This is a genomic window from Bacillus cereus group sp. N6 (genome assembly GCF_016483705.1).
GTDB lineage: Bacteria > Bacillota > Bacilli > Bacillales > Bacillaceae_G > Bacillus_A > Bacillus_A wiedmannii.
In genome coordinates, this window is record NZ_JAEHBI010000062.1 from 1 (window position 1) to 22,021 (window position 22,021).

A 22,021-nucleotide genomic window follows, 5' to 3' on the forward strand; every position below is an offset into this window, starting at 1 on the left:
GTCCATTACAGCAGTGGAAGCAATGAGGAAAGCGAATGTACCCAAAACTACATTTTATCGACTGGTTCAAAAATATGAAGCTCAACTAGCAAAATAACCGATAGGTGAGAAGAAATATCCTGTTTGCACTTGTTGTACATATTCTGTTATGTTACCTCCTCATCGGGACAATCGTTGTATGTATTATTTGCAATAGAATTCAGAAAATGGACAACTGAAAAATAGAGATCAAAATAAGCAATAGTCATCTCAGTAGAACGAGTTTCTTCCCATTATATAGGCGAATTTAAAATGGCTTTTGTAAGGTTATACATCGAAAGATGAGTTCTCAATGATAGGTAGGTGTGACTTATAAAAGGAAGAATAAGAATTACTTTGAAGAGGAAGACCACTTTATCGACACTATTCATGCTCTATATAGACAAAACAGGGGTCTTAAACCAGACTCCTGTTTTTCTGCGTGTAATGAACTATTAAAATTTTTTATAGTTGCATAATCATTAGTAATAAATTTCTCATTTCATTTGATACTAAGAAACTTTGCACCAGAATCAAGATTCTTCTCCTGTGTGTAGTTATACATACTTATACAAAATCATCTAAATAAAGTTATTTTCGCTTTGTTATATAAAAATTACATACTAGATTCAGTTCCGTTACAAAGTTTTCTGAGTTTAATTTTATTATCCCCTAAGAATTTAATTTCATTAATTTCTTTCTTCGCTCGAATGGTGATTTTCCCATGAATAAGTTTTGGATTTTTATAGGCACCTTCAACCTCATTAAAAATGGCTGTTAAAATTGATTCTAATTCACCTAGTGTGGTTTCCTTTGATAAAGCATGTACTCTTGCTATTTCAATACTTTTGCAAGCGTTATCAATATTCACTAGATTTTCTTCACCAGATCCTTTTATTTCGAATTCTACTTTAACCTTTTTCAAACCAGTCACTCCTTTAAGTTGGCCCAGTACTAGCGTTGCTGTAACCAGGGGCAAAGTAAATATTTTAAACCGTAAAGTTTTCTTAATAGATAGGATAAGAAGGCACAATCAGGTGAAACAAAATTGGGCGTTAGAGGAACTTATTTAACATCTTACAGTTATTCTGCACCACAAGCACCGCCATCGCTACCACAATCATTAAAACTATCATTATCCGAACTTATCCAAACAGGTGATAAGGGTGTACAAACTGAACTATCATGTGTATTAGATTTAGATAATGAAGGTGTAGAAACTGAGCTAGCACCTTTATTAGATTTAAATTCTTTTATGTCTTTTATGTCTTTTATAATTAGTACAAGTAACACTAAAAATAAGAGTCCCGCTATCAGAAATCCCATATAGCACCTTCTTTCATATTTTATTACAGGGGTTAATATCTCAGCTGATATGTTTATGAAACGATTAGTAAAAACATTTGGAGAACCACCGGTTCACACAACAAATAAGGCTCCTGTCCGCCTTTGTGCGCTCAGAAAATTGCACCAGAACAGTTTTTCTGGTTCTGGTGCAAATAGAAAAGGGAACGACTGATTCCGTTAGGAATCTAATGTTATGCAGTGAGACCAAAGAGATTATGGATAAGTAGTATCTGATTGGTTCTGTTGCAAAGTTTGAAAAAATAGAGAGAGGGTTATAAAGTGAAGATCGATTTTAAGCAACCGCTACTAATTTTTGTAGTTCATTACACACTGAAAAGTGATATTATCCCCTCCAAGTAAAAGTGTAACATCCATGTGTATTCATGGTCTTTTTACACTGTCTACCTTAAGGGGATAATATCATATCGTACTGTTGATTCTGAAGGAAACACGATTGATTTTTATCTAAGTAAATCCAGAAATCATAAGGCTGCAAAGCGATTCTTCAAAAAGGCTTTGCAGTCTTTTCATGCTTCAAAACCTCGTGCAATCACAGTTGATAAAAACCCCGCTTATCTAATTGCTATCACAGGGTTAAAGAAAGAAAAACAGATGCCGTTAGGCATTCAAATCTGACAGATAAAATATCTAAATAACATCGTAGAGCAAGACCATCGTTCTTTGGGATATATCCTTTATTTGCACCAGAACCCTTTTTTACGTTGCTGCTGTCTTTGTTGCTCTTGTCTATTTACTTCCACTTCTTTTTCTTTTCCTAAACTTCCATACAGTAAATTCCGCTCTTTTGTCATCAATGACAACTTATAATGTAATTCAGATTCATCAGTAATACCATAATTCTTTTTGAGATAGTTCATATCACGTTTTGCAACATCATACTCTTTAAATTCATGATACCGTTCTTGTTTAAATGCCATTTTATTTCCAGCTTTTTTATAAGCAACAATTAAAGGATGACTCTTTTTATAAGTGCGGAAACAGCCCTTCATTTTATTTAATCTAAAAATCTCATTATCAATACCTAAAAGCTGCTTTTCAAAGCTGTCAATTAACGCTTCCTTATTTGCTTCAATTTCCTCAAGTTCCGTAATCGAAACATTGAGTTTATATAGCTTAGAGCTTAATTCATTTAAGTAATTAATGTTTTGCTTAGTAGCCCACCTTTGAAGCCCCTTATTATTTTTAAATTTCTCTTGTGACTTATCAATCCATTTCCGATTGATTATACTTGTTTTGATTGGTGAATAACCTTTGTTTTCTATTCTGTATTTGATAGAGGATTCAAGGTAATTAAATCCCATTGTTTTAGTTCGCATAAACTTCCCTGACTTCGGATTCATAAATGATAAATATTTCCCCTGTTTATGCTCATATCCTTCTTTTTGCATCAAGCTTAAAAATTCATTGAATGAATTTGATTTTGATATGTTTTTATCAATTATTTCTTCTAAATTTCCTTTGAAGGATTTCTGCTTTGATCTAGCTACATACTCGTTAAAAGCTAAATATTTTTTTCTCCCCTTTCTGCCTTCTTCGATTATCGACAAACCATATTTTTCAGAGATTTTATCATTTTCTTCACGTAATCTATCCAAAGTATTTACACGCTTTGAATCGAACATTTTTAATTTATTAAAGTCAATATCATTGAAAATAATATGATTGTGTAAATTATCCGTATCTGTATGTGTAATTACTGTATATTGATGATTGTTTTTCAGATAATTTTCAGCAAATTCTACACCATATTGATGAACTTGTTCTGGCGTTAAATTATCGTCACTATCAAACGATTGAATTATCATTCTTGCACTCAAGTATTTATTACTATCATTCTTTTCATTGTAGTCAATTAAAACACCTTTAAAGTCCCTCTCTATAGTTTCAATAGAGCACTCATAAGATGTAACTAATTCCTCGTTAGTTTTATGGGGTTGCATACTATAATTAATGACATCTTTTAAGTTATTAACTTTTTGTATTTTAACAATAGACATTGCGATCAGTCCCTAATCAATAAATTTCATATTCATCTAATATATCTTTTAATTCAAACCAATCATCATCTGAAAAAACATTATCAAGTTTGGATAATTTCAATTTCAATTTCTGCGCAAAAATAAAAATGCTATCGGCCAACTTTATTAATTGGTTATCATCTAACTTATATAGCGTATCGCCATATAAATATTGCCATACATATTCTGTTACTTCTTTATCTTGTTCAGGCGAGTTTTCTATACATTCTATAATATAAACAAAATCTTCTTTTATCTTCTCATACACTTCTTCTAATAGTAATTTCTTTGGTATCTCAATTTGATTTTCCGTTAGTGATTTGATTAATTTTTCCTTCTGTTTTTTACTCAAGCTATCGCTATTAAACTTTGTTTTCAAATCAAGTAATCGGTCATATTCTGTATTGATTAATTTTATGATTTTCTTCTGATTAACCCTGAGGAAATCAATATCATTATCAGTGTAAATTCCATCTGTATTGATCCTTCTAATTAGGCTATTTATATTCTTACCAATGTAGTTTATTTCTTTCGTTAAATCCCTATAAACTTTCATATCAACTTCAAGTTTGAAATGTGTTTTCGCACTATCAATTAGAAATGCAGATACAGTTCTATATCCTAAATCATTTGCTTTATTTTTAATTAAGTCCTTGTCTTCATTTGATAACGATATTTTTAAATCGGTTTTAATTCTTGGCATACAAAAAACTCCTTTCCTTTTTTAAAAAACTCGAGCGCAGCGACAACAAATATATAAGTGATTTTGTGAAAAATCGCTTATTTATATTTGTAAAGGTCGTAGGAATCTCCTACCAAGCCAAAAACAACGTTTTTGGGGTGTGTGGTCACACACCCGTAGCTTGCCCTTTGCTAAAACCTCAATATTTCTTTCTGAAAATTATATCATCTCCGTCCGAAAAATGGTATAATTTAGTTAAACACTTTATAAAGGGGTTGGTCTGAAAATGGTTTCTGTAGATGAGCATACACAGGTCGCAATAGAAGTCGTAGCACAGTCTTTGAAAATATCAGAACAAACTTTATTACGTCTTTTAGAAGCTTTATCAAAATTACTGGAAAGTAAAGAACAAGAACCAAAAGATTTTATATTTGATGATAAAACGAAAGTTGGAAAACAAAAAATTAGTGATCTCATGAAAAAGCATGAAAAAACTGGTGGGATAGTTGCTTTAGATGAAAATTTAACAATGCAACAGTTAAATGATTATCAAAAAGATTTAAAAAAATTAGGTGTGGATTTTTCTGTTGTGAGAAACGGTAAAGAGGATTATTCTTTCTTCTTTTCAGCAGCGCAGGCTAATGTAATTGAAAAAGCATTAAAAAATATTGTTGAAAGAAAAAGTGCGGTATTAGAAAAAGAAGAAGTGAAGACAGCAGAAAAAGAGTTGAAAGAAGTTCGCCAAGATTTAACACCAGAACAAGCCGAAAAAGTAAAAGAAGTTTACGATGAAATTACGACAGCAGAAAAGAAAGAACCAAAAGAAAATAATATTAATTATGATCGTTTGTCAAAACAAGAAAAGCTTCTTTATGCAAAGTTAGAAGAACTTGATGAAATCAAAAGAGGTTTATACTCGCAAGAAGTTAATCGTGTTGAAAAACTATTTGAAAACCGTTATAAACAAGATGTAGAAAAAGAGCCGAAGTTAACAGAAAAAGATACGAATAAAGAAAAAACTAAAGTTGAAATACATGCTAAAGATGATAAAGAACAAGTTAAAAATATGCTAAATTCACTAAGCAATGATGAACAAAAATTAATGTTTCAATATACAAAAGTTATGAGTGAGAGTTTAGACAATCATTATGCGGATAAGAGTTCCTATGTGGAATCAAATAAATTGGATGAGATGAAGAAAGATTTCACTCCTAAACAAATTGAAAAAGTGAATACTGTTGTTAAACAAAACATTTCTTCTTTTGGTGAAGCAGATGGCAAAGTTAATGTTGATAAATTTCATAGTATTCTTAATGATATAAAGCAAGAGCGCACAAAAGAAAACAAAATGGAAAAGGAAATAGGTACCTCTAAACAAAAGAAAATTGAATTTTCAATGGATGGCGTTAAGGATCTTGATTTCAAAATCAAGAATGAAGAAAAAGATGCATCGAAAGATAAGAACAAAAAACAATCAGTTAGTCGATAAATCTTTAAAACGATAGATATATTTTTATCTATCGTTTTTTTTAAATAAACTTATAGAGAGGAATGAATATTATGGATAAAGAAAGAGAGGAAATTTCATATAAAAAATTATGTGAATTTGAAAAAAGTTTTCTTGAAACTTTCGAAGAAAAAGATGATGGAAACATAGAATTTTCCTCATTTAAGCTGGAAGATAAAGAAAGAATGTTTCCTACTCAATCAATCACATACACCTCCTTTAAATATCTATTTGAAGAACAATATAAAAAATCATTTTTGACAAGTATTGAATCATTAGATTTGAAAGAAATAGACAGCAAAGTAGGGGCTGGTACATTAGATACTATAATGGCTAAAGATCCAATCATTCGTATCCGTTATGAGGAAATAACCAGAGAACGGGATTTAGATAATGATGGAACACCTGACCGCATAGATATAGACGACACAAAAAATACTGTACAAACAGTTGGAGATTTAGACAAAGTAAAAAGCTCAACCAATAAAGAAACTGAAGAGGATAATGAAGAGAAAAAAGAGAAGAAAATAAAACGAAAAATCCATGATATGGAATTATAAAGGAGCAAATATCTATGAATATTTTAAAATTTATTGTTAGGGCTATTTTAAAGTTATTGATATTTACAATTACAATTTCATTCGCAATCATTAAGCTTGTAGTTTTTTTCGCATTAGTTATTTTTACACTCGGGGCTTTTGGATCACGAACTCAAAAATATTAAAAGGGTGAATTTGAAATATAACGGTATTAATAACCAAGGTCGTGCCGAGTGGATTGAATCGGATTTAGGAGAAGTAATGGAAGAATGGTAACTGAATCGTAACAGACCTTTTGTGCAATCTTTACAAGAAAGCATCGGTCGCCAGCTGACAAAAAATGAACTATAAACAGTTTTATGGTTATCAGGGTTTTAGCACAGCTCAATTAACACTATTGTAAATGTTGTAAGTGCAGCTCGCGATCATAGGAAAAATACAAAGTGAAATTTGAATGGATTGGAGGAATATGACCTTATTGTAAGTCTGAAAATTTAAAATTATAAAGAAATTTTGTTGAGAAATATTATTACAGATGCAAATCCGATTCTTTTTTTGCTATCATTTAATATACCAATATTAATTGATAGCAAATTCGAAAAATAATTCGCAACTGATGTTATTTTCATACACTAGATTGGAATATTTACGTAGGAGGATTATATGAACGTTCAATTAAAGGGAAATGAACAACTAAATGAACTATTAAATGAATGGTACTTAGCAATCCGTTCCAGAAATCTTAATAAAGCCGTACAATTTAACGAAAATATTAAACCTAAAGCAAGGGATTTTCATTATTCTAATGATTTATCGCTATATTATGCCCTTATTCAATTTCGTTATAATGTCTTCATCAATCGTTTTGGGGTGACTGAGGCAAGTTTTAAAGATATTGACTCTTTTCCTACTCCTGATAATGGAATTCTGTCTTACTACTACCATTTATTCAAATCAATGTATTATACCGCAATTGGAAACTATAATAAAGCTGAAGAACACTTGATTATAACAGAATCTAAGCTGATTTACTGTACCGACAAGCTAGATATTGCTGAATTCCATTACACATTTGGTTCTATGTTGCATAGAGATTTTCAACTAATATCATCAATTCAGTATATACAAAAAGCTCAAGAAACGTTCTTAGGGTTTGAGCATTGCGAATTAAATATTGCTTTCTGTAACAATATACTTGGGCTATCTTGGGCTCATTTGAAAAAATATGAACAGGCAGAAAAATATTACAAACGCGCATTAAATACGTTTTATGATCTCAAAGAGGATGGGCATATTTTAATGGTAAAACATAATTTAGGTTTAATGTATAGTGAGCAAAACAAACCAAGTTTAGCTATTCAATGTCTTGCTGAAGTTAATCAAAAAACTTTAAATAATTTCAGAGCATTATTTATCGAAGCAAGGGAGCTTTCGAAACTTAAACGTCATCAAGACGCTTCTGAACGTATTGAGCGTGGTTTAAACATTTGTATTGACTTAAGGAACAAAGAATATCCTCTACATTTTGAAATATTAAAAGGGATTAATGATAACATTCCTGCCCTGGCACTCGAACCTTTAATTCAAAAGGCCCTTAATTATTTTACTTCAAATAACCTTTTAAACTATACTTTAGAATATCAAGAACTATTAGCTCATAAATACCTAGATGAATTGAATCATTTAAAAGCATGTGAGTTTTTTCAAGCCGCAAGTAGAGCAAGAAATGAAATTTAAAAAAAGGGGGGCTTAATATGAATAAAAAGTCAAAAGCTCTAGGGATTTTACTAGCTTTATCGCTAACATTAGGTATTGGAGTTCATACTAAACAAACAAAGAATATTGATAAATATACAGATAAGGTTTTAATTCAATACTCACATGGAGACATAGGAGGTTAATTATTCTCCTATGTCATATAAATACTCTTTATAATACAATTTCCAAAATATTATATATTAATTGTCTACCATTTTTTCTTTAGGTATTTTTAAACCCCTTTTCTTAATAATTGTTTAAAATTCAAATGGTGTTTATTGCAACGTTCTATTTACTCTTTTTCTTTTTTTCAGTATTCCACTTATGCCTGATGGATTGGATTGCTTTTAATCCCCACTTTTCAACCTCGTAAAACAAAAGTACAAGGCATTTCTTTGTATTCTAGGTATTGTAGTAAAAAGTCTAATTTATAATACATGACCATTCTCTTTTTTAAAAAAAGTTTTTTGCATTTTTCTTTACTTCTTCATATGGTTCAAGATTAGAGTTTTTTATTGAACGTTCTTCTTTTACTGTTTTTGGGGAAACCTGTTCTAATGATTGAACTTGTTGATTTGAAGATTCTGTAGGAACTTCTTGTAATACGTGATTTCCATCTGTTCCTTCCTGATTTGTTTCAACAAAGCTACTTGATGAACAAGTAGTAATTCTCTTCGCAACCGCATTAATAAATGATTCATCTTGTAATAATAAAACTTGTTGCAATTTTGTTTGATTATCGAAACTTCCTAGATCACCTGTTCCAACTAATCGAATGATAAAACTAACCAATGTATTCAATGAGTGTGAGATATTATCTTGGTTACTATGCCACTCTTTAAAACTTGGATCATCTGTCATCTTTTTAAATTTCCAATTATATTGTTCTTGTTTCATTTCAACTCACCTTTTACATATATGACGTATTTTTCTACTTTGATATTTGATTTCTTTTAATCAATGATTTTTCTCAAAACATTCATACCTTTTGGATTTAATTCTATTGCATATTTTTCTGGAACATATAATAACATCATACCCGTTCTTTTACACAACATTAATAATTCATCGTATAATTCTTCTTTCAACGAGATACTACCACCTCCGTACACAGCTAATACCTCAGCCTGACCGCCTGTATCATTCGTGAATTTATCTTCTACATCTTCTTGAATTAATTCCGCTTGTTCGAATCTTGTATTGTATATAAATTCAGATGCATCCTCATAGTATTTATCATTTTTATTTAAAAGAATTTCAGTAAATTGCTGTCTCTTAAAATTAGTTGTTCTTTCTTTATTTAACAAGGCACACGCTTCTTCAATTGCATGGCCAATTCCTCTTCTTTCACCAGAACAACTGTCTAAGACTGGACTTAAACCATTGGTGAAAATATACTCACTTGTTCCTTCACCAATATCCGTATGTAGAATTTTTTTATCTTTAAAGAAGTTTCCTGTAATCTCTTTATTATCTAAACGATCTTTGTATAGTTCCTGAAACTCTTTGAACATTTCATCTGGAGCTTCTGTAATCGCATATAACGCTGCCAATGCTTCCTTTGTAACTCGCACTCTAGAGCATTCAACTTGTACTGTGATAGGTCTGTCACCGACATAGATGATTACCACATGTTTATTCTCTGTAAATCTGTTTACAAGGAATTGAGCTGTCTTAGGGGTATGTTGACTTGCAGGAATAGCAGTTATTAAATCTATATCTATATTCAATACATCAGGAATCGCTTTTGTCTCTTTATATAATTTTTGAATCATTTTTGCTCCGATAACACTTAATGTATTAATAATTGGAAGATCTTCTTCATGTTTATTGGCAATCTTAATATTCATCGCTTTCATTTTTTCGGAATTTTGCATGGCACGTTTCCCGATTAAAAAACTTCCATTCCTTTTAATTGCACTACTAGATACATGAACATACAAATTCTCCAATAAATTCAGTACGTTCTTATCTTCATCAGATTCATAGGCATCCATTCCCCCATGAACACGTTGAAATACATTCGGTACAGTTACGTATTCATCATTGATGAAAATTTTCAAATTACTATTTCCGAGATCAGCTTCCACATTCACTTTAATTTTTTCTACCACACTAAGATTTTCATTCTTCATTTTAATTCCCCCTACCATTTTTATACTAAATAATAACTTTAAAAAATAAATTTTATTTCACTTCGTCCTCACACCCTTATTATACACTGGTTTTATTCCGTTTTCAATATAAATAGAATAAATTTTATTCTGTTTATATTTCACTTCCAACAAAACAGAAATAATTTTTATTCAAGGTTCTATTTTAATTTTATTTTTTCATGGGATGAGTATAAAATTTATTTCGTTTTTGCACAGTTTGTTCCATGCAATTTTTTTGATTTCCTTTATTAATCGATCAAAAAATAAGGAATCCTCCATCATACTTGGAGAATTCCTTATTTTTAAACTATCGGTCCTCACAATTAAACAGTGGTGGAGTACACATGGTATCTGTCCATGGTACCGGACTGAGCGTTATTTGCGAGGGAGGGAGGATAAGGAATGGACAGATTCGCCTATCCCAAACCTGTTTGCCTGGCTAGCGCCGAGCGTGTCCCTTCCAAGCTTGGAAGGGGTTGGGGATGGTTGGCTTACTTCCAGAATTGCCACCATCGTTTCTTTTTGTGCTTTGTTTGTTTAGATTCTAATACTTCTCGTAATGTTTGTATTAATAGTTGATCCCGTTTTTTTATACTTTCATCAATATACTTTCGCAATTCCTTCATTTCTTCTTTAATCTTCGCTAATTCATTTACTGTATCAATTGGAGCAATGTTATCTTCAAATTGTTTAAGTTGTTTGTCCACGTTGTCCGCTGTGTCCTCCACATTGTTTAAAACGTTGTGGACGTCTACAACGTTATTTTGGACGTTTAAGACGTTTACAACACATTCAGGTATTGTTCCAAAACTTTGCTCATGTAACTGAATCATCCTTTGAAAAAGCTGTAGATCATGCGATGAATACAAAATTCGGCCATTTTTTTTACTAAAACTGTGTCCAAAGTGTCTGAAGTGTCCTGTATACGTCCGCAACGTGCTTGCAGGGATGTTTAGGACCTTTACAACGTCCGAACTGTTTAATGGACGTTGTGGACGTTGTAATGAGATTACTTGACTCATACAATCAACTCCTAATGTGAGATTTAAAGATTAGGTGAGTTGCTGTAGCAATTCTAGGGGGTTTTTGAAAACCCTTGTGCATCCCTAAAACTAGTCAAGTTTCCCTAAAAGTTTTAATTCGATTTACTAGGGTTGTCAGGATTCCCTATAAATTTTAAATGTGTTAAAGAATAGAGATTTTATTAATTTTTCACGTATTTATGTATAGATTCATTTATTAAGTAATAATTTCAATAATTATATAAAAAGTTCAATAATTATATAAAGATACAAATACTATATAGATGAAAAGAAAACCGTGGAAACTCTTGTAGCTCTGAGGATACAAGAGTTGTCTGAAAACTCGAATCGAAATACTAACTTTTCCATAAGTATAGCTACATATTATTCAGTTCTATACAAGCTTTAAAATAATTTATTAAGGTTTACACAATTAAGTTATTAAGTTATTAACAATTCCACAAGTATTTTAGCGTAATTTTGTATATGAAAACATAAAAAACAGTAGGGAGGAGGAAAATCAAACTTACTGTTTTTAGATTAATAAAGTAATAAGAGGAATATCTATTAAATTTCAATATGACAAATAGCCTTGTCCTTAGTGATTTTTTGAACAAGGCTCATAATCTATTCATTTTTAAAATTTAAGTAAGTCGGAATGCATCAGGTACATCAATATCATGAGAAATGAGTTCCAGTACAAGTGCATGACGCGTATCATCGTCTAAATATCGTTCCGCCCATGGAATAAACGATTCACGCAGTTTTGCTCGTATCATGCCACCGATTGATTTTATTTTTTCTCCAAGTGCTAAGAAACTTTCACATTGATCCATTGCATAACTCATGGTATACGTCATAAAATCATCACGAAGTTGTTTGTTTTTAATATATGTAGCGATTCGTGATACTTCTCCTTTATAAGAAACAACAATGTCTTTACGATCTTTATTGGTTAATGCTATGCCAATGGATTCAAGACGGGCTGTTGCTTCTTTACGCATTTTAGCTTCAGTTTGTCTAATTTCAGCTCGGTCATTTTCAATCACACATGCAGGATTCATACTAACCGTAAATTTAGTGATAACGATTTGTTGGATCTTTTCACGTATACGAGCTATCCGTCCTTTCTTTGGGTTTCTAACCTTTTTTATAGCAGCATCAAATTTGAAAACTGGTGAGATAATTTTCAAGTAGTTACGAACTTTTTTTGCATTTCGCCCTAAACGTTCCTTTAAGCCGTCCATGTTGCGAGTGCAATAATAATCTTCAACAGAATTTTTGCTATATTCAAGTTGATGAGTGAAGTGAGTGCATAGGTTTAAAAATTCAATAATACCTTTGCTGTCACGATGGGAAACTAATTCTTTTAAAATAGAAGTCTCTAACAATAAGTTAGGGATTCGAAAATATGAAAGTTTTCCATCATTATCTTTTGTTTCCTTTGCTGTACGATTGAATCTTGCATAGTTGCAAATTTCATACACTGGAATTTTCCCGTTAATAAAAATTTCTCTAACAAGTCCAGAATGAAGTAAAGCTTGGAAACCTGTATGAATAGTTGTATAGGGGATATCGGATTCGTTCGCGATAGTAGATAGTTTGAAATCGCGAGGAAGTCGCCCTAAATCATTTACCTTATAGTGAAGTAAAATGTAAGTGGCTAATGCGGATGAAGGCAAAGCAAATTTTCCAAGCTCGTTATTTTTGATTAAATATATACGAAGCTCATCAAAAAATTTTGGCCCATGCATGAGGTATTTTGATGTTTTATTTTTTTTGCTAAATTTCATGTTTGTCTTGAAAGTTCGTTTGTCCAAATGAATATTGCTAGTTAGATCAATAGCGGCTAGGTTTTCAAAACCAGTTTCCATAAAAAAACCTCCTATAGTATTCCCACTCATCAAACAGAAAATGTTGGAAAACAGAGGTTTTTTTATTCACAACATATTTAACATATGATATAATTTCATTGTAATTAAATATGTTGCGATAAACCCCCTGCTTTCCCAGTGTGATTTTTTAATTGATTCAGCCGCCAAACTGAGATATCAATTAAAAGGGTCTGAGAAGTAGGGTTTTTTATTTTGTGTATTTTATTTGAAATAAAAATAGCACGTCTCTATTTTATCTCTATTATTATGGAATAGCAATCTATAAAATAGTATTTTTTACTCAGAAGCTTATTATTAAATGTTATTATAATGTGGAGAAATACACGCCCTGATCCTTAAGGAGCGTGTATTTCTCGTTGTATATAATTAGTGAAGCTTAAGAATTCTTTGTATAGCATATTGTATTTATAATCGAAAAAATTTAGGTATTCAATTAATTCTTTATCTAACAGTTCTTTTTTTTCCGGCGATAAAACGCTAAGTTGCTCCTGGATGTGTTGGACTTTTACCTGTATATCTTGTTGTATTTGATCTGTTTTGATTGTTGATTGAATTTCCTTTTTTGTATTTTCATTTGATTGTAAAGAAGGGATATTAGTATTAGTTTCTTGATCACTAAGCCCTATTAAATAATCAGAACTAACATTAAACGCTTTAGCAATAGCACATAGAATATTATAAGGAGGTTCCGAACCTTTATTTTCCCAATTGGAAACAGAAGAAACACTAAAGGGTGAATCTACAAATTTATTTATTTCTTCAGCTAATTCCTTCATTGTCCAACGTTGTTGTTGTCGAAGTTTTTTTAAGCGGTCATTGAAAATAGGCAAGTTAAAACATCCTTTCATATATTAAGTTGATATTTTGTCGTAGTAAAAAAACAGAGTTAAACCTAGCGTCCCGTTGTTATTTTCAGGCTTTTAGTAATTTGTAATAAAAATTTAGTATTTTATACTATACATCACTTAAAAAGTGATGTATACTTAGCAATAGTTACAAAGAAAGGAGGTTTTTGAAGTTAATGTTAATACAAGAACGTAACGCCAAAAAACTGTCTTTATTGCAATTAGGTAGACAATTAAATATAAGACCCCAAGTATTGTATGCTATCGAAAAAGGAAATGTGGGCGTCAATGCAATTCGTGCTAAGGCAATTTCAGAAGCTTTTAATAAGCCAGTAGAGCATTTTTTTATTCCTACTTATTATAAAGTGAAAAAGCAATAGAAAACAAATTAATAATAGTACCAAATTTATTATTCTTTATTCATTATAGTAAAAAAAACTAACATTTCAAATGGAATTACTGGTTTTTGAAAACTAAACACATATATTAAGGGGCTAGTACGATGGGAATCTTCCAACACCTGTACAGCCAAAGTAACCACAATTAGTCAAAGAAAGGATGAAGTATAAGTGGTGAAATATCGATTAGGATATGACTATGTATTCATACCAAACGAACAGGAGCGATTGTTTGATGGGAAGGAATTGACAGATCAACGTCTTCTCTTAAAAAATGGAGAATCTTGTTACCTAACAGAATTAGTAAGATGTTCGTTTGACAAAGAAGCCATTGTATCATTTGAACGAAACCAACGTTTATTAGAAGGTAGTGGGTATACCATAGAATGGACAATTGATTCGTATGCCAAAGCTGTAGGAATCGGTTATTCCGAAGCACAGGAAATTTCAAAAGAAGAATGGATGGGCATGATGGTGCACTACCGAGAGCTATTTGATAATCGGGATAATTACTCTGCACAAAGTTGTGCTTATTTTACCGAGAAAGTGCTGGATCGGTAGGGAGAATACATGATTTTCAATAACAAATAGAAAGTAGGGAGAAAAATGAGGCGTAATCAATTTGTAGTTGGTAAATCTGGAGAAGGAATGGGAATGAATCGAAGTGATATTTCGGAATATAGTCAGGCAATGGCAATTGCGAGAACCTTTGTTAAACCAGGAGAACGGGAAGGGTTTTGGGTAGAATCCGCTATTAAATTATTAGCAGGCTGTATGATGTATATTCAAAAAAAGAGTGGAGAACTCTTGTACATGGATGTGAAACAAACGGTAGATTTGCTACAAAAGGTAAAGGAACAAGAGGGATATATAACAGAATTTATGAGGTCAATGGAGGAAAATCACTCATCCTATCACATCTTTAAGAGACTTGCCTCTTCAGAACATAAAATAAGAAGCGGGATAATTGACACACTAACAGCGATTCTCCTGGAACATGGTATGTACCATAAGTATACTGAATTTTCTCAAAACGGAAATATCCTGATTAAAGGTGGGGTGGGGAAAGGAAAAACGCTGGCCATGAAACAGTTCGTATCCTATCAGAACCTAGTGAGTACCAAAGTAATGATTTTGGATGGAGATGGAGAATATCGAGCGTATGGCGAGAAGGTAGACGCTGTAGAAGTCATTTGTCTTTCTTCACAAGATTCCGCATTACTGGATGTAAAAGAACGAGAAGCCTGTTTGCATTGAGATGTGGTATGTATAGATGAAGGGAATAAGTGGTACAATCAGAACCCAAAGGAGTTTGTTGCATTGCTAGAAGAACTACAAGCTCGTCACATTCGAATCATTGCGAGTTTTATAGAAGTGCCTAAAGCAGTGATGGAAATATTTGATTTTCATATGGACTTAGATGAATCTACTTTTTAATAATACTTTATATTTCTGTTTAATGATATAAAAAAATAAAACGATGAAAGGGGTATTTGGTCATGTTTTTGACACAAAGTATAGAGGGGATGTACATCAATCCGTTTACTTTACCAGAGGTGACAGGGGAAGTGAAGAAAAACAACTTAATCTTTGGAAAACCTGGGAGAGGTAGAAAGTTCTACTTAATGCAAGAGTTAAACTGATATGCAGAAGAGTTGGTGCTTTCTAGTAAGACGTATCAGACTTTGGAACAGGCGACTGTTTGGAAAGACACAGTGGTAGATTTTTTAGCAAGTACGATATTGTATCTGCGTATGTTTCCGAAAGAAAAGGGATTCTTAGCAGATTTGCAAATGTTCTATACACAAATGGAAAAGAACCCCTATATATGCTCTCATATTATGGACGTATTACATGAGAGTCATCCATTTTACCAAGTTATGAAGCGGTTTGATGGACAGATTCCTGAGGAAGCGATGCATCTTACTCTACAGATTGTAGATGAATATGTACAAGGACAGAAAATATGAAAATGAAAGCACTTAGGGGTATGGGACAACAAAAGTGCACGGAGTTGATGTATGGCTGTGTTAAGCAGCAAGGTGAGGTATATGTAATAGACCCTGAGGGTGCATTCGCAGAAGGACTGAAAAGATTGCAAGAATTCTTACACAAAAGAAGCAATGGAACAAACAAAACCCATCGTAACTATGCCAAGACGCCTATGGTAGAAGAAAAGAGAGCCTTACATGAACCTGTTGTTTGTGAAGATTTATCGTGAGCTTGCGAGCAGGAAATGTTTGCAAATAACGGGTGTAGCAACTGTAGCGTAGCGCAAGGCGGTAGGACCGAGGATGGGAGGTAACGAAACTGAAGATAACTAAAAGGGCTTTATTTATACTCGTTTCAGTGTCTCTGTTAGGAGCTTGTAGCGAGCCAAAGGACAATCGTGTAACAGAACACCAGCAGACACCAATAAAAAGTGTCAAAAAGAATGAATCCGTACACTTGCCAGTCAATATTTTTGAAAATAACAACTATAAAATTGAAGGGCAAAAAGTTACATTCACTCGTAGTATTACGAATGTTGAAATGAAAGATTTTGATCAATCATCTGAACTTGATTTTCGGGATCGTTATAACGATTATGTAAGTAAAAAAAGTTTAAACCCCAAAAATGATTTTAAACTACTAATCATTAACATGAAACATGAAATAAATGAAAAAGCAAGAAGTAATCCATACGAAGGCTATTTATTAAACGTGGGTTCAGGACTTGTAATAGGTGAAAATGAATTAGCTAGTGAAAATGAATTTTTAGAATACCAGCAAACATATATTACCGCCGATCATAGAGCAAAATCGACTTTTGAACAATCAGGAAAAATATTATTAGCGATTCCGAATAGATACGCTAAAAATAAAAGCTTACAACTAAAAATCGTTCAAAAAATAAATAAGACAAATAAACTTGTTTATATTGATTTGAATTAAACGAGGTGGACGAATGTTAGACGACATCATAAAGGGCATAACGAATTTCTTTTTTGACATGCTTATGGGGAGTACGAAGAGCTTCCTGGATATGATTACTGAATTGTTCCAAAAAAGCGTTGATACAGTTCAAACAAATGTTTCAGAAACGCCAACAGAGTTTTCTCAAACGATTGTCGATAACCTGAGGATAATATCTGACACCGCCATATTGCCCGTTGCGGGGCTGATTTTAACATATGTGTTTTGTTATGAGCTATATCAACTAGTTGTTGAAAAAAATCGTGGTGGCGATTTTGAGACGGGACAATTAATGTTTTTAATCATTAAAACAAGCGCAATGATTTTATTGTTAACTAACGCTTTTGATATAACACTTGCTGTATTTGATCTCGGTAAATGGATAACAAATCATGTGCCAGCCTCGGCATTAAAGATACCTGATTCTATAAAAGAGAACATTGTTGGTTCAATAGAAGAAGGAGATGTAGGATCTGCTATGTCAATGTGGTTTGTTTCGGGTATTGCCTTAGTCATAACATTCGTTATGAGTGGGATTATCTATTTAGTAGCTTGGAGTCGTATCGTTACAATTATGCTTTATATTTCAGTTGCTCCACTTCCTTTTGCAACGTTTTTAAATCGTGATTGGATTGGAAGTATCGGGCAATCGTACGTTAAAAACTTATTGGCTCTAATGCTTCAGGGATATTTCATGTTAGTCTGTCTAGTTGTATACGCTGGACTACTTGAAAAGGCAAGTAGCTTAATAACTACCGAAGGATCAGGGCTATACGGATTAATGTTAATGATTGTTTCAATGGCTATTCTAGTAGTCACGTTAACTAGAACACATACGCTTGCTAAATCTGTAGTGGGGGCAATGTAGATGAAGCTATGGTTCAATAAAAATAAAAAATTATTAATTACGTTTGGTGTAATGTCTTTAATAACATTAATAATAACATTGTTTGAGATACATTTAATTGTGAGTAACGCTGAAGATTTATACGAATATTCAACATCAAAAACTGTTACAGATGATTTAAAAACTCTTAGTGTACTAGGTGTATTTAATATGATACTTCTTGCTCTTTGGACATTTACATTTATATTTATCTTTTTAAAAATTATTTTTCCAAGTAAAAAGGTAGTACACAACGCCTTATTTATAGAGGAGTTAAAATTTTTAAAAGATATGCCGAGTCAACTTAGGAGGGGGTTAGATAAGAATGAATAACAATTTCGTTGTATCTATTCCCAAAGAGTTAAAGAGCATAAAATCTAAATTGTTTTTGGGATTAACCAAAAGGCAATTAATAGGATTTACAATCGCTTTAGCGCTAGGTTTACCAGTATTTTTCTTACTAAAAAGCTTTAGTGTGGATGTTGCTTTATATGGTCTTTTCTTTACAGCATGCCCAGCGATTTTCGCTACAATTTTCACCAAAGATGGTATGCCTGCTGAAACGTGGATTAAGCTGTATGTAGAATATAAATATCTGAATCCACAAAATAGATACTTTAAAGTATCAAAAAGAAACGTTAAAGTTGCGGTAGAAAGGAATATGATGAATGAAAAACGCAAGGTTAGAAAAACTAAATCTGTTTCAGGCGTTGCAAAAACTAATTGATTCAAAACGGCCAATAAGAAAAACCACACAAGAAACATTAAATTACAACAAAATGTATCCGAATGGGGTTTGTCATATTGGACAGAAAACATATAACAGAATGATTCGCTTTTCGGATATATCGTATCAATTATCACAAGATGAAATAAAACAAAGGATTTTCGCACAATATAGTACACTACTAAACTCATTCGATGACACGATTAAAATTCAATTTTGCTTTATCAATTATCGCATGAATGTTGAAGAGAATGAGGAAGTGCTTGAGTACAGCAAAAGCATGAGTAATATTGAAGATTTTGAAACAATGCAAGAAGAATACTTTTCATTCTTAGAGGAACAAAGAAAAAAAGGAAATAATGGTATTGTTCGAAATAAGTACTTGGTTTTTTCAATCACAGATGAAACTTATGATAATGCCGTTAGACGTTTAGCAAGTATTGAAGAAAATATCAGAGATCACTTTAAAACATTAGGCGTAGGAGTAGAAGAATTAAATGGTATTGAACGATTGTCAATAATTAATTACCTGTTAAATAATAATTCTAAACACTATATCGAATTAGAGAATTTATCAAAGGAACAATTAAGTGGTGGAACAACTAAAGATTTGATTGCACCTAAAAACATAGATTTTGAGTCCCATGCAGATGAATTTAAAGTAAATAACAAGTATGCGGCTGCTTTACATTTAAAAATTGATGCAACGGAATTATCAGACCGAGTTCTAGCAGACTTTATAGATTTAGACCTTGAAATACTTGTTAGTATGCACATTCGTAGTCTTGGGCAACAACAGGCTGTCAAAATGGTTAAATCAAAAGCGTCTGACCTGGATAGTATTAAAATCGAAGAACAAAAAAAGGCCCTACGTAGTGGTTATGACATGGATATTCTTCCGACAGATTTAAATTATCACGTTGAAGAGAGTAGAAAAATCTTAAAAGATTTACAAAGGGAAAACGAAAAATATTTCTATTTAACCTTTACAATTATAGTTTTTGAAAATACTCGTAAAAATTTAGATAATGCAATCTTTAGATTGAATTCTGTCGCTCAAAAGCAAAATTGTACATTGAAAAAACTGAAACTACAGCAAGAAAAAGCTTTAATTAGTGCATTACCACTTGGTGAAAACATTAATGAAACAGATTTAGAGCGGGGACTGACAACCTCATCTACTGCTATATTCGTTCCATTTACGACACTAGAGCTATATCAAGAAGCACAAGAGCCTGTATATTACGGCTTGAATGCCTTAAGTAATAACCTGATTCAAGTCAGCAGAAAATCTCTAAAAAATCCAAATGGATTGGTTTTAGGTACACCTGGTTCAGGGAAATCATTTTCTTCAAAACGGGAAATAATAGATACCTTCTTGAGAACTATAGATGATATTTTAATTTGCGATCCAGAGGCGGAATATACCCCATTTGTTTACAGGCTAGGTGGAGAAGTAATTAAAATATCTGTCAATTCAAAACGACATATTAATCCTTTAGATATTTCATTAGAATACGGGGATGGAGAAGATCCAATTGCCTACAAGTCGGAGTTCGTACTTACCATGATGGAAGTAGTTGCAGGGGGCAAATGGGGATTAACAGCAAAACAAAGAACAATCGTAGATAAATGTGTTCGTATTATTTATCGTTCTTATCTTGAAAATTCAACACCTGAGAACATACCGCTTTTAGGGGATTTATATAATGCTTTAGTTGATACCAAGAGAGCTGAGGGTCAAGAATTAGCAGATGCATTAGAATTATATGTTCACGGTTCATTAAATGTATTTAATCATCCTACAAATATTGATGTTAATAATCGTTTGATTTGTTTCAATATTAAAGAGTTGGGTTCTAACTTACGAGAGTTAGGTATGTTAGTCCTACAGGATCACGTTTGGAACAAAGTAACGACAAACCGTAATCAAGATAAGAAAACATGGTATTACATGGATGAATTCCACAAACTTTTAGCAGAAGAACAAACAGCAAATTATAGTGTGGAGTTTTGGAAAAGATTTAGAAAATGGGGCGGTATACCAACAGGTATGACGCAAAATGTTAAAGATTTATTATCAAGTCCAAAGATTGAAACAATCATTGATAATACAGACTTTGTTTATCTTTTAAATCAAGCACAAAGTGATAGAAGAATTTTACAAAGTAAATTTGGTATTAGTGATTATCAAGCAAACTATATAACTAACTCTAAAGAAGGAGAAGGCTTAATTGTTTATTCAGGAGTCATCTTACCATTTAAAGATAAGTTCCCTAAAAATAATTCCTTATATCCGGTTATGACAACAAAGCCAGAGGAAATTAAGCATTTAAGGGCAACCGTAAATGAGTGATGAGGGGGCTGCTGAAACTTGATTAGAAAAAAAACATCCAATCAATCAAATAGTAATTTTCGGCAACAAGAGAATGCTATGAAGGAATTAGATAAAAACGTTGAGACAGCAGAGCAGAGAAAAATCTCACAAATTAAAAATGTCATTGAAAGCCCGCAACAAGAACCAGATCAAGGGAAACTGCAAAAAGAATCATTTAAACAATCACAGCACACCAGCCAAGAATTTCAACCTCAAGAAAGTGCGGTACAGGTAGTAGACAGGAACTATGAAACAGCTGAGCAAAAACAGTTTTCGCAAACTACAAGTACTATAGACAGTCCACAACAAGAGACAGATCAAGGGAAATTGCAAAAACAATCTTCTAAATTATTTGAGCACACTAGCCAAGAATTTCATCAACCAGAAAATACCGCAAAGGTACTGAATAAGTCGTTTGAAACAGCTGAGCAAAAGCAGTTTTCACAAATTATAAACACTATAGACAGTCCACAGCAAGAGACAGATCAAGGGAAATTGCAAAAGCAATCTTCTAAATTATTTGAGCATACCAGTCAGGAATTACAGCAACCAGAACGTACCGCAAAGGTACTAAATAAAACGTTTGAAACGGCTGAGCAAAAACAATTTTCGCAGACAACAAGTATCATAGAAAGCCCAAAACAGGAAACAGGGCAAGGAAAATTACAAAAGCAATCTTCAAAGTTATTTGAACACACCAACCAGGGATTTCAGCAACAAGAAAGTACCCCAAAGGTACTAAATAAAATATTTGAAACAACTGAACAAAAACAATTTTCGCAGACAACAAGTGTCATAGAAAGCCCAAAACAGGAAACAGGGCAAGGAAAATTACAAAAGCAATCTTCAAAGTTATTTGAACACACCAAC

The 22,021-nt window shown here is 32.3% G+C and carries 24 protein-coding genes and 3 pseudogenes; 18 read left to right on the plus strand and 9 right to left on the minus strand.

The annotated features are described in order from the left end of the window. Positions 1-634: 634 nt before the first annotated feature. Entirely contained in the window at positions 635-943 is a 309-nt protein-coding gene (locus tag JDS99_RS27090; protein WP_199696069.1) for a hypothetical protein, read from the minus strand. Positions 944-1,101: 158 nt separating this feature from the next. Beyond that, positions 1,102-1,344 carry a hypothetical protein gene (locus JDS99_RS27095; protein WP_199696070.1) on the minus strand — a complete coding sequence of 81 codons (243 nt, stop codon included), beginning with the start codon at positions 1,342-1,344 and terminating at the stop codon, positions 1,102-1,104. Positions 1,345-1,384: 40 nt separating this feature from the next. Here JDS99_RS27095 and JDS99_RS32110 point away from each other — a divergent pair. Next, a pseudogene (locus tag JDS99_RS32110) lies at positions 1,385-1,501 on the plus strand (IS6 family transposase); the annotation flags it as partial. A gap of 287 nt (positions 1,502-1,788) precedes the next feature. Next, positions 1,789-1,998, plus strand: a pseudogene (locus JDS99_RS27100) (DDE-type integrase/transposase/recombinase); the annotation flags it as partial. A 62-nt stretch (positions 1,999-2,060) separates the two neighbouring features. Here the strand turns inward: JDS99_RS27100 and JDS99_RS27105 are convergent. Together JDS99_RS27105 and JDS99_RS27110 are read right to left on the minus strand one after the other, a co-directional pair. Beyond that, positions 2,061-3,383, minus strand: a complete 1,323-nt coding sequence (locus JDS99_RS27105) for a relaxase/mobilization nuclease domain-containing protein (RefSeq protein WP_199696071.1) — start codon at positions 3,381-3,383, stop codon at positions 2,061-2,063. 16 nt (positions 3,384-3,399) lie between these two features. Further along, positions 3,400-4,107: a hypothetical protein gene (locus JDS99_RS27110; RefSeq protein WP_199696072.1), complete on the minus strand. Its 708-nt coding sequence runs from the start codon at positions 4,105-4,107 to the stop codon at positions 3,400-3,402. Between the two features lie 265 nt (positions 4,108-4,372). On the opposite strand from JDS99_RS27110, the gene JDS99_RS27115 reads away from it, so the two are divergent. From JDS99_RS27115 to JDS99_RS27135, 4 genes are all read left to right on the plus strand, one after another. Continuing rightward, a complete protein-coding gene (locus tag JDS99_RS27115) occupies positions 4,373-5,575 on the plus strand; it encodes a DUF3801 domain-containing protein (RefSeq protein ID WP_199696073.1) in 1,203 nt (400 codons plus the stop codon). A gap of 71 nt (positions 5,576-5,646) precedes the next feature. Continuing rightward, positions 5,647-6,153: a hypothetical protein gene (locus JDS99_RS27120; protein WP_199696074.1), complete on the plus strand. Its 507-nt coding sequence runs from the start codon at positions 5,647-5,649 to the stop codon at positions 6,151-6,153. A 642-nt stretch (positions 6,154-6,795) separates the two neighbouring features. Then, positions 6,796-7,869 (plus strand): response regulator aspartate phosphatase, encoded by a 1,074-nt coding sequence (locus JDS99_RS27130; protein WP_199696075.1) that lies wholly within the window; start codon positions 6,796-6,798, stop codon positions 7,867-7,869. Between the two features lie 17 nt (positions 7,870-7,886). After that, on the plus strand, positions 7,887-8,033 hold the full coding sequence (locus JDS99_RS27135) for a hypothetical protein (RefSeq protein ID WP_199696076.1): 147 nt from the start codon (positions 7,887-7,889) through the stop codon (positions 8,031-8,033). 310 nt (positions 8,034-8,343) lie between these two features. On the opposite strand, the gene JDS99_RS27140 is transcribed toward JDS99_RS27135, so the two are convergent. The 5 genes from JDS99_RS27140 to JDS99_RS27160 all read right to left on the minus strand — a co-directional run bounded on the left by JDS99_RS27140 (position 8,344) and on the right by JDS99_RS27160 (position 13,793). Next, entirely contained in the window at positions 8,344-8,787 is a 444-nt protein-coding gene (locus tag JDS99_RS27140; protein WP_199696077.1) for a hypothetical protein, read from the minus strand. Between the two features lie 56 nt (positions 8,788-8,843). Then, entirely contained in the window at positions 8,844-10,025 is a 1,182-nt protein-coding gene (locus JDS99_RS27145; protein ID WP_242475764.1) for a ParM/StbA family protein, read from the minus strand. Between the two features lie 512 nt (positions 10,026-10,537). After that, positions 10,538-11,068, minus strand: a complete 531-nt coding sequence (locus tag JDS99_RS27150) for a DUF3967 domain-containing protein (protein WP_199696079.1) — start codon at positions 11,066-11,068, stop codon at positions 10,538-10,540. Between the two features lie 644 nt (positions 11,069-11,712). Next, positions 11,713-12,942: a hypothetical protein gene (locus tag JDS99_RS27155; RefSeq protein ID WP_199696080.1), complete on the minus strand. Its 1,230-nt coding sequence runs from the start codon at positions 12,940-12,942 to the stop codon at positions 11,713-11,715. 356 nt (positions 12,943-13,298) lie between these two features. Then, positions 13,299-13,793 carry a helix-turn-helix domain-containing protein gene (locus JDS99_RS27160; RefSeq protein ID WP_199696081.1) on the minus strand — a complete coding sequence of 165 codons (495 nt, stop codon included), beginning with the start codon at positions 13,791-13,793 and terminating at the stop codon, positions 13,299-13,301. 191 nt (positions 13,794-13,984) lie between these two features. Between JDS99_RS27160 and JDS99_RS27165 the strand changes: the two genes are divergently transcribed. The 12 genes and pseudogenes from JDS99_RS27165 to JDS99_RS27215 all read left to right on the plus strand — a co-directional run. Then, entirely contained in the window at positions 13,985-14,188 is a 204-nt protein-coding gene (locus tag JDS99_RS27165; RefSeq protein ID WP_199696082.1) for a helix-turn-helix transcriptional regulator, read from the plus strand. Between the two features lie 189 nt (positions 14,189-14,377). After that, positions 14,378-14,767: a hypothetical protein gene (locus tag JDS99_RS27170; RefSeq protein ID WP_199696083.1), complete on the plus strand. Its 390-nt coding sequence runs from the start codon at positions 14,378-14,380 to the stop codon at positions 14,765-14,767. A gap of 45 nt (positions 14,768-14,812) precedes the next feature. Continuing rightward, positions 14,813-15,463: a hypothetical protein gene (locus JDS99_RS27175; protein WP_242475765.1), complete on the plus strand. Its 651-nt coding sequence runs from the start codon at positions 14,813-14,815 to the stop codon at positions 15,461-15,463. A 242-nt stretch (positions 15,464-15,705) separates the two neighbouring features. Beyond that, positions 15,706-15,849: a hypothetical protein gene (locus JDS99_RS32115; protein ID WP_242475766.1), complete on the plus strand. Its 144-nt coding sequence runs from the start codon at positions 15,706-15,708 to the stop codon at positions 15,847-15,849. 15 nt (positions 15,850-15,864) lie between these two features. Then, entirely contained in the window at positions 15,865-16,176 is a 312-nt protein-coding gene (locus tag JDS99_RS27180; RefSeq protein WP_242475767.1) for a hypothetical protein, read from the plus strand. A gap of 2 nt (positions 16,177-16,178) precedes the next feature. Continuing rightward, positions 16,179-16,427 carry a hypothetical protein gene (locus tag JDS99_RS27185; RefSeq protein ID WP_199696089.1) on the plus strand — a complete coding sequence of 83 codons (249 nt, stop codon included), beginning with the start codon at positions 16,179-16,181 and terminating at the stop codon, positions 16,425-16,427. Between the two features lie 227 nt (positions 16,428-16,654). Further along, on the plus strand, positions 16,655-17,140 hold the full coding sequence (locus JDS99_RS27190) for a hypothetical protein (protein WP_199696084.1): 486 nt from the start codon (positions 16,655-16,657) through the stop codon (positions 17,138-17,140). Between the two features lie 13 nt (positions 17,141-17,153). Next, a complete protein-coding gene (locus tag JDS99_RS27195; RefSeq protein ID WP_199696085.1) occupies positions 17,154-18,029 on the plus strand; it encodes a VirB6/TrbL-like conjugal transfer protein, CD1112 family in 876 nt (291 codons plus the stop codon). After that, positions 18,030-18,380, plus strand: coding sequence for a hypothetical protein (locus JDS99_RS27200; RefSeq protein ID WP_199696086.1), 351 nt, complete (start codon positions 18,030-18,032; stop codon positions 18,378-18,380). After that, positions 18,373-18,774: a PrgI family protein gene (locus tag JDS99_RS27205; protein WP_199696087.1), complete on the plus strand. Its 402-nt coding sequence runs from the start codon at positions 18,373-18,375 to the stop codon at positions 18,772-18,774. Before JDS99_RS27200 ends, JDS99_RS27205 begins: the two co-directional genes overlap by 8 nt. Further along, the gene (locus JDS99_RS27210) at positions 18,716-21,130 is read left to right on the plus strand and encodes a VirB4-like conjugal transfer ATPase, CD1110 family (protein ID WP_199696088.1); all 2,415 of its coding nucleotides are present in this window, start codon (positions 18,716-18,718) and stop codon (positions 21,128-21,130) included. The genes JDS99_RS27205 and JDS99_RS27210 overlap by 59 nt, the downstream gene beginning before the upstream one ends. Positions 21,131-21,148: 18 nt before the next feature. Next, positions 21,149-22,021: pseudogene (locus tag JDS99_RS27215) on the plus strand (hypothetical protein); the annotation flags it as partial.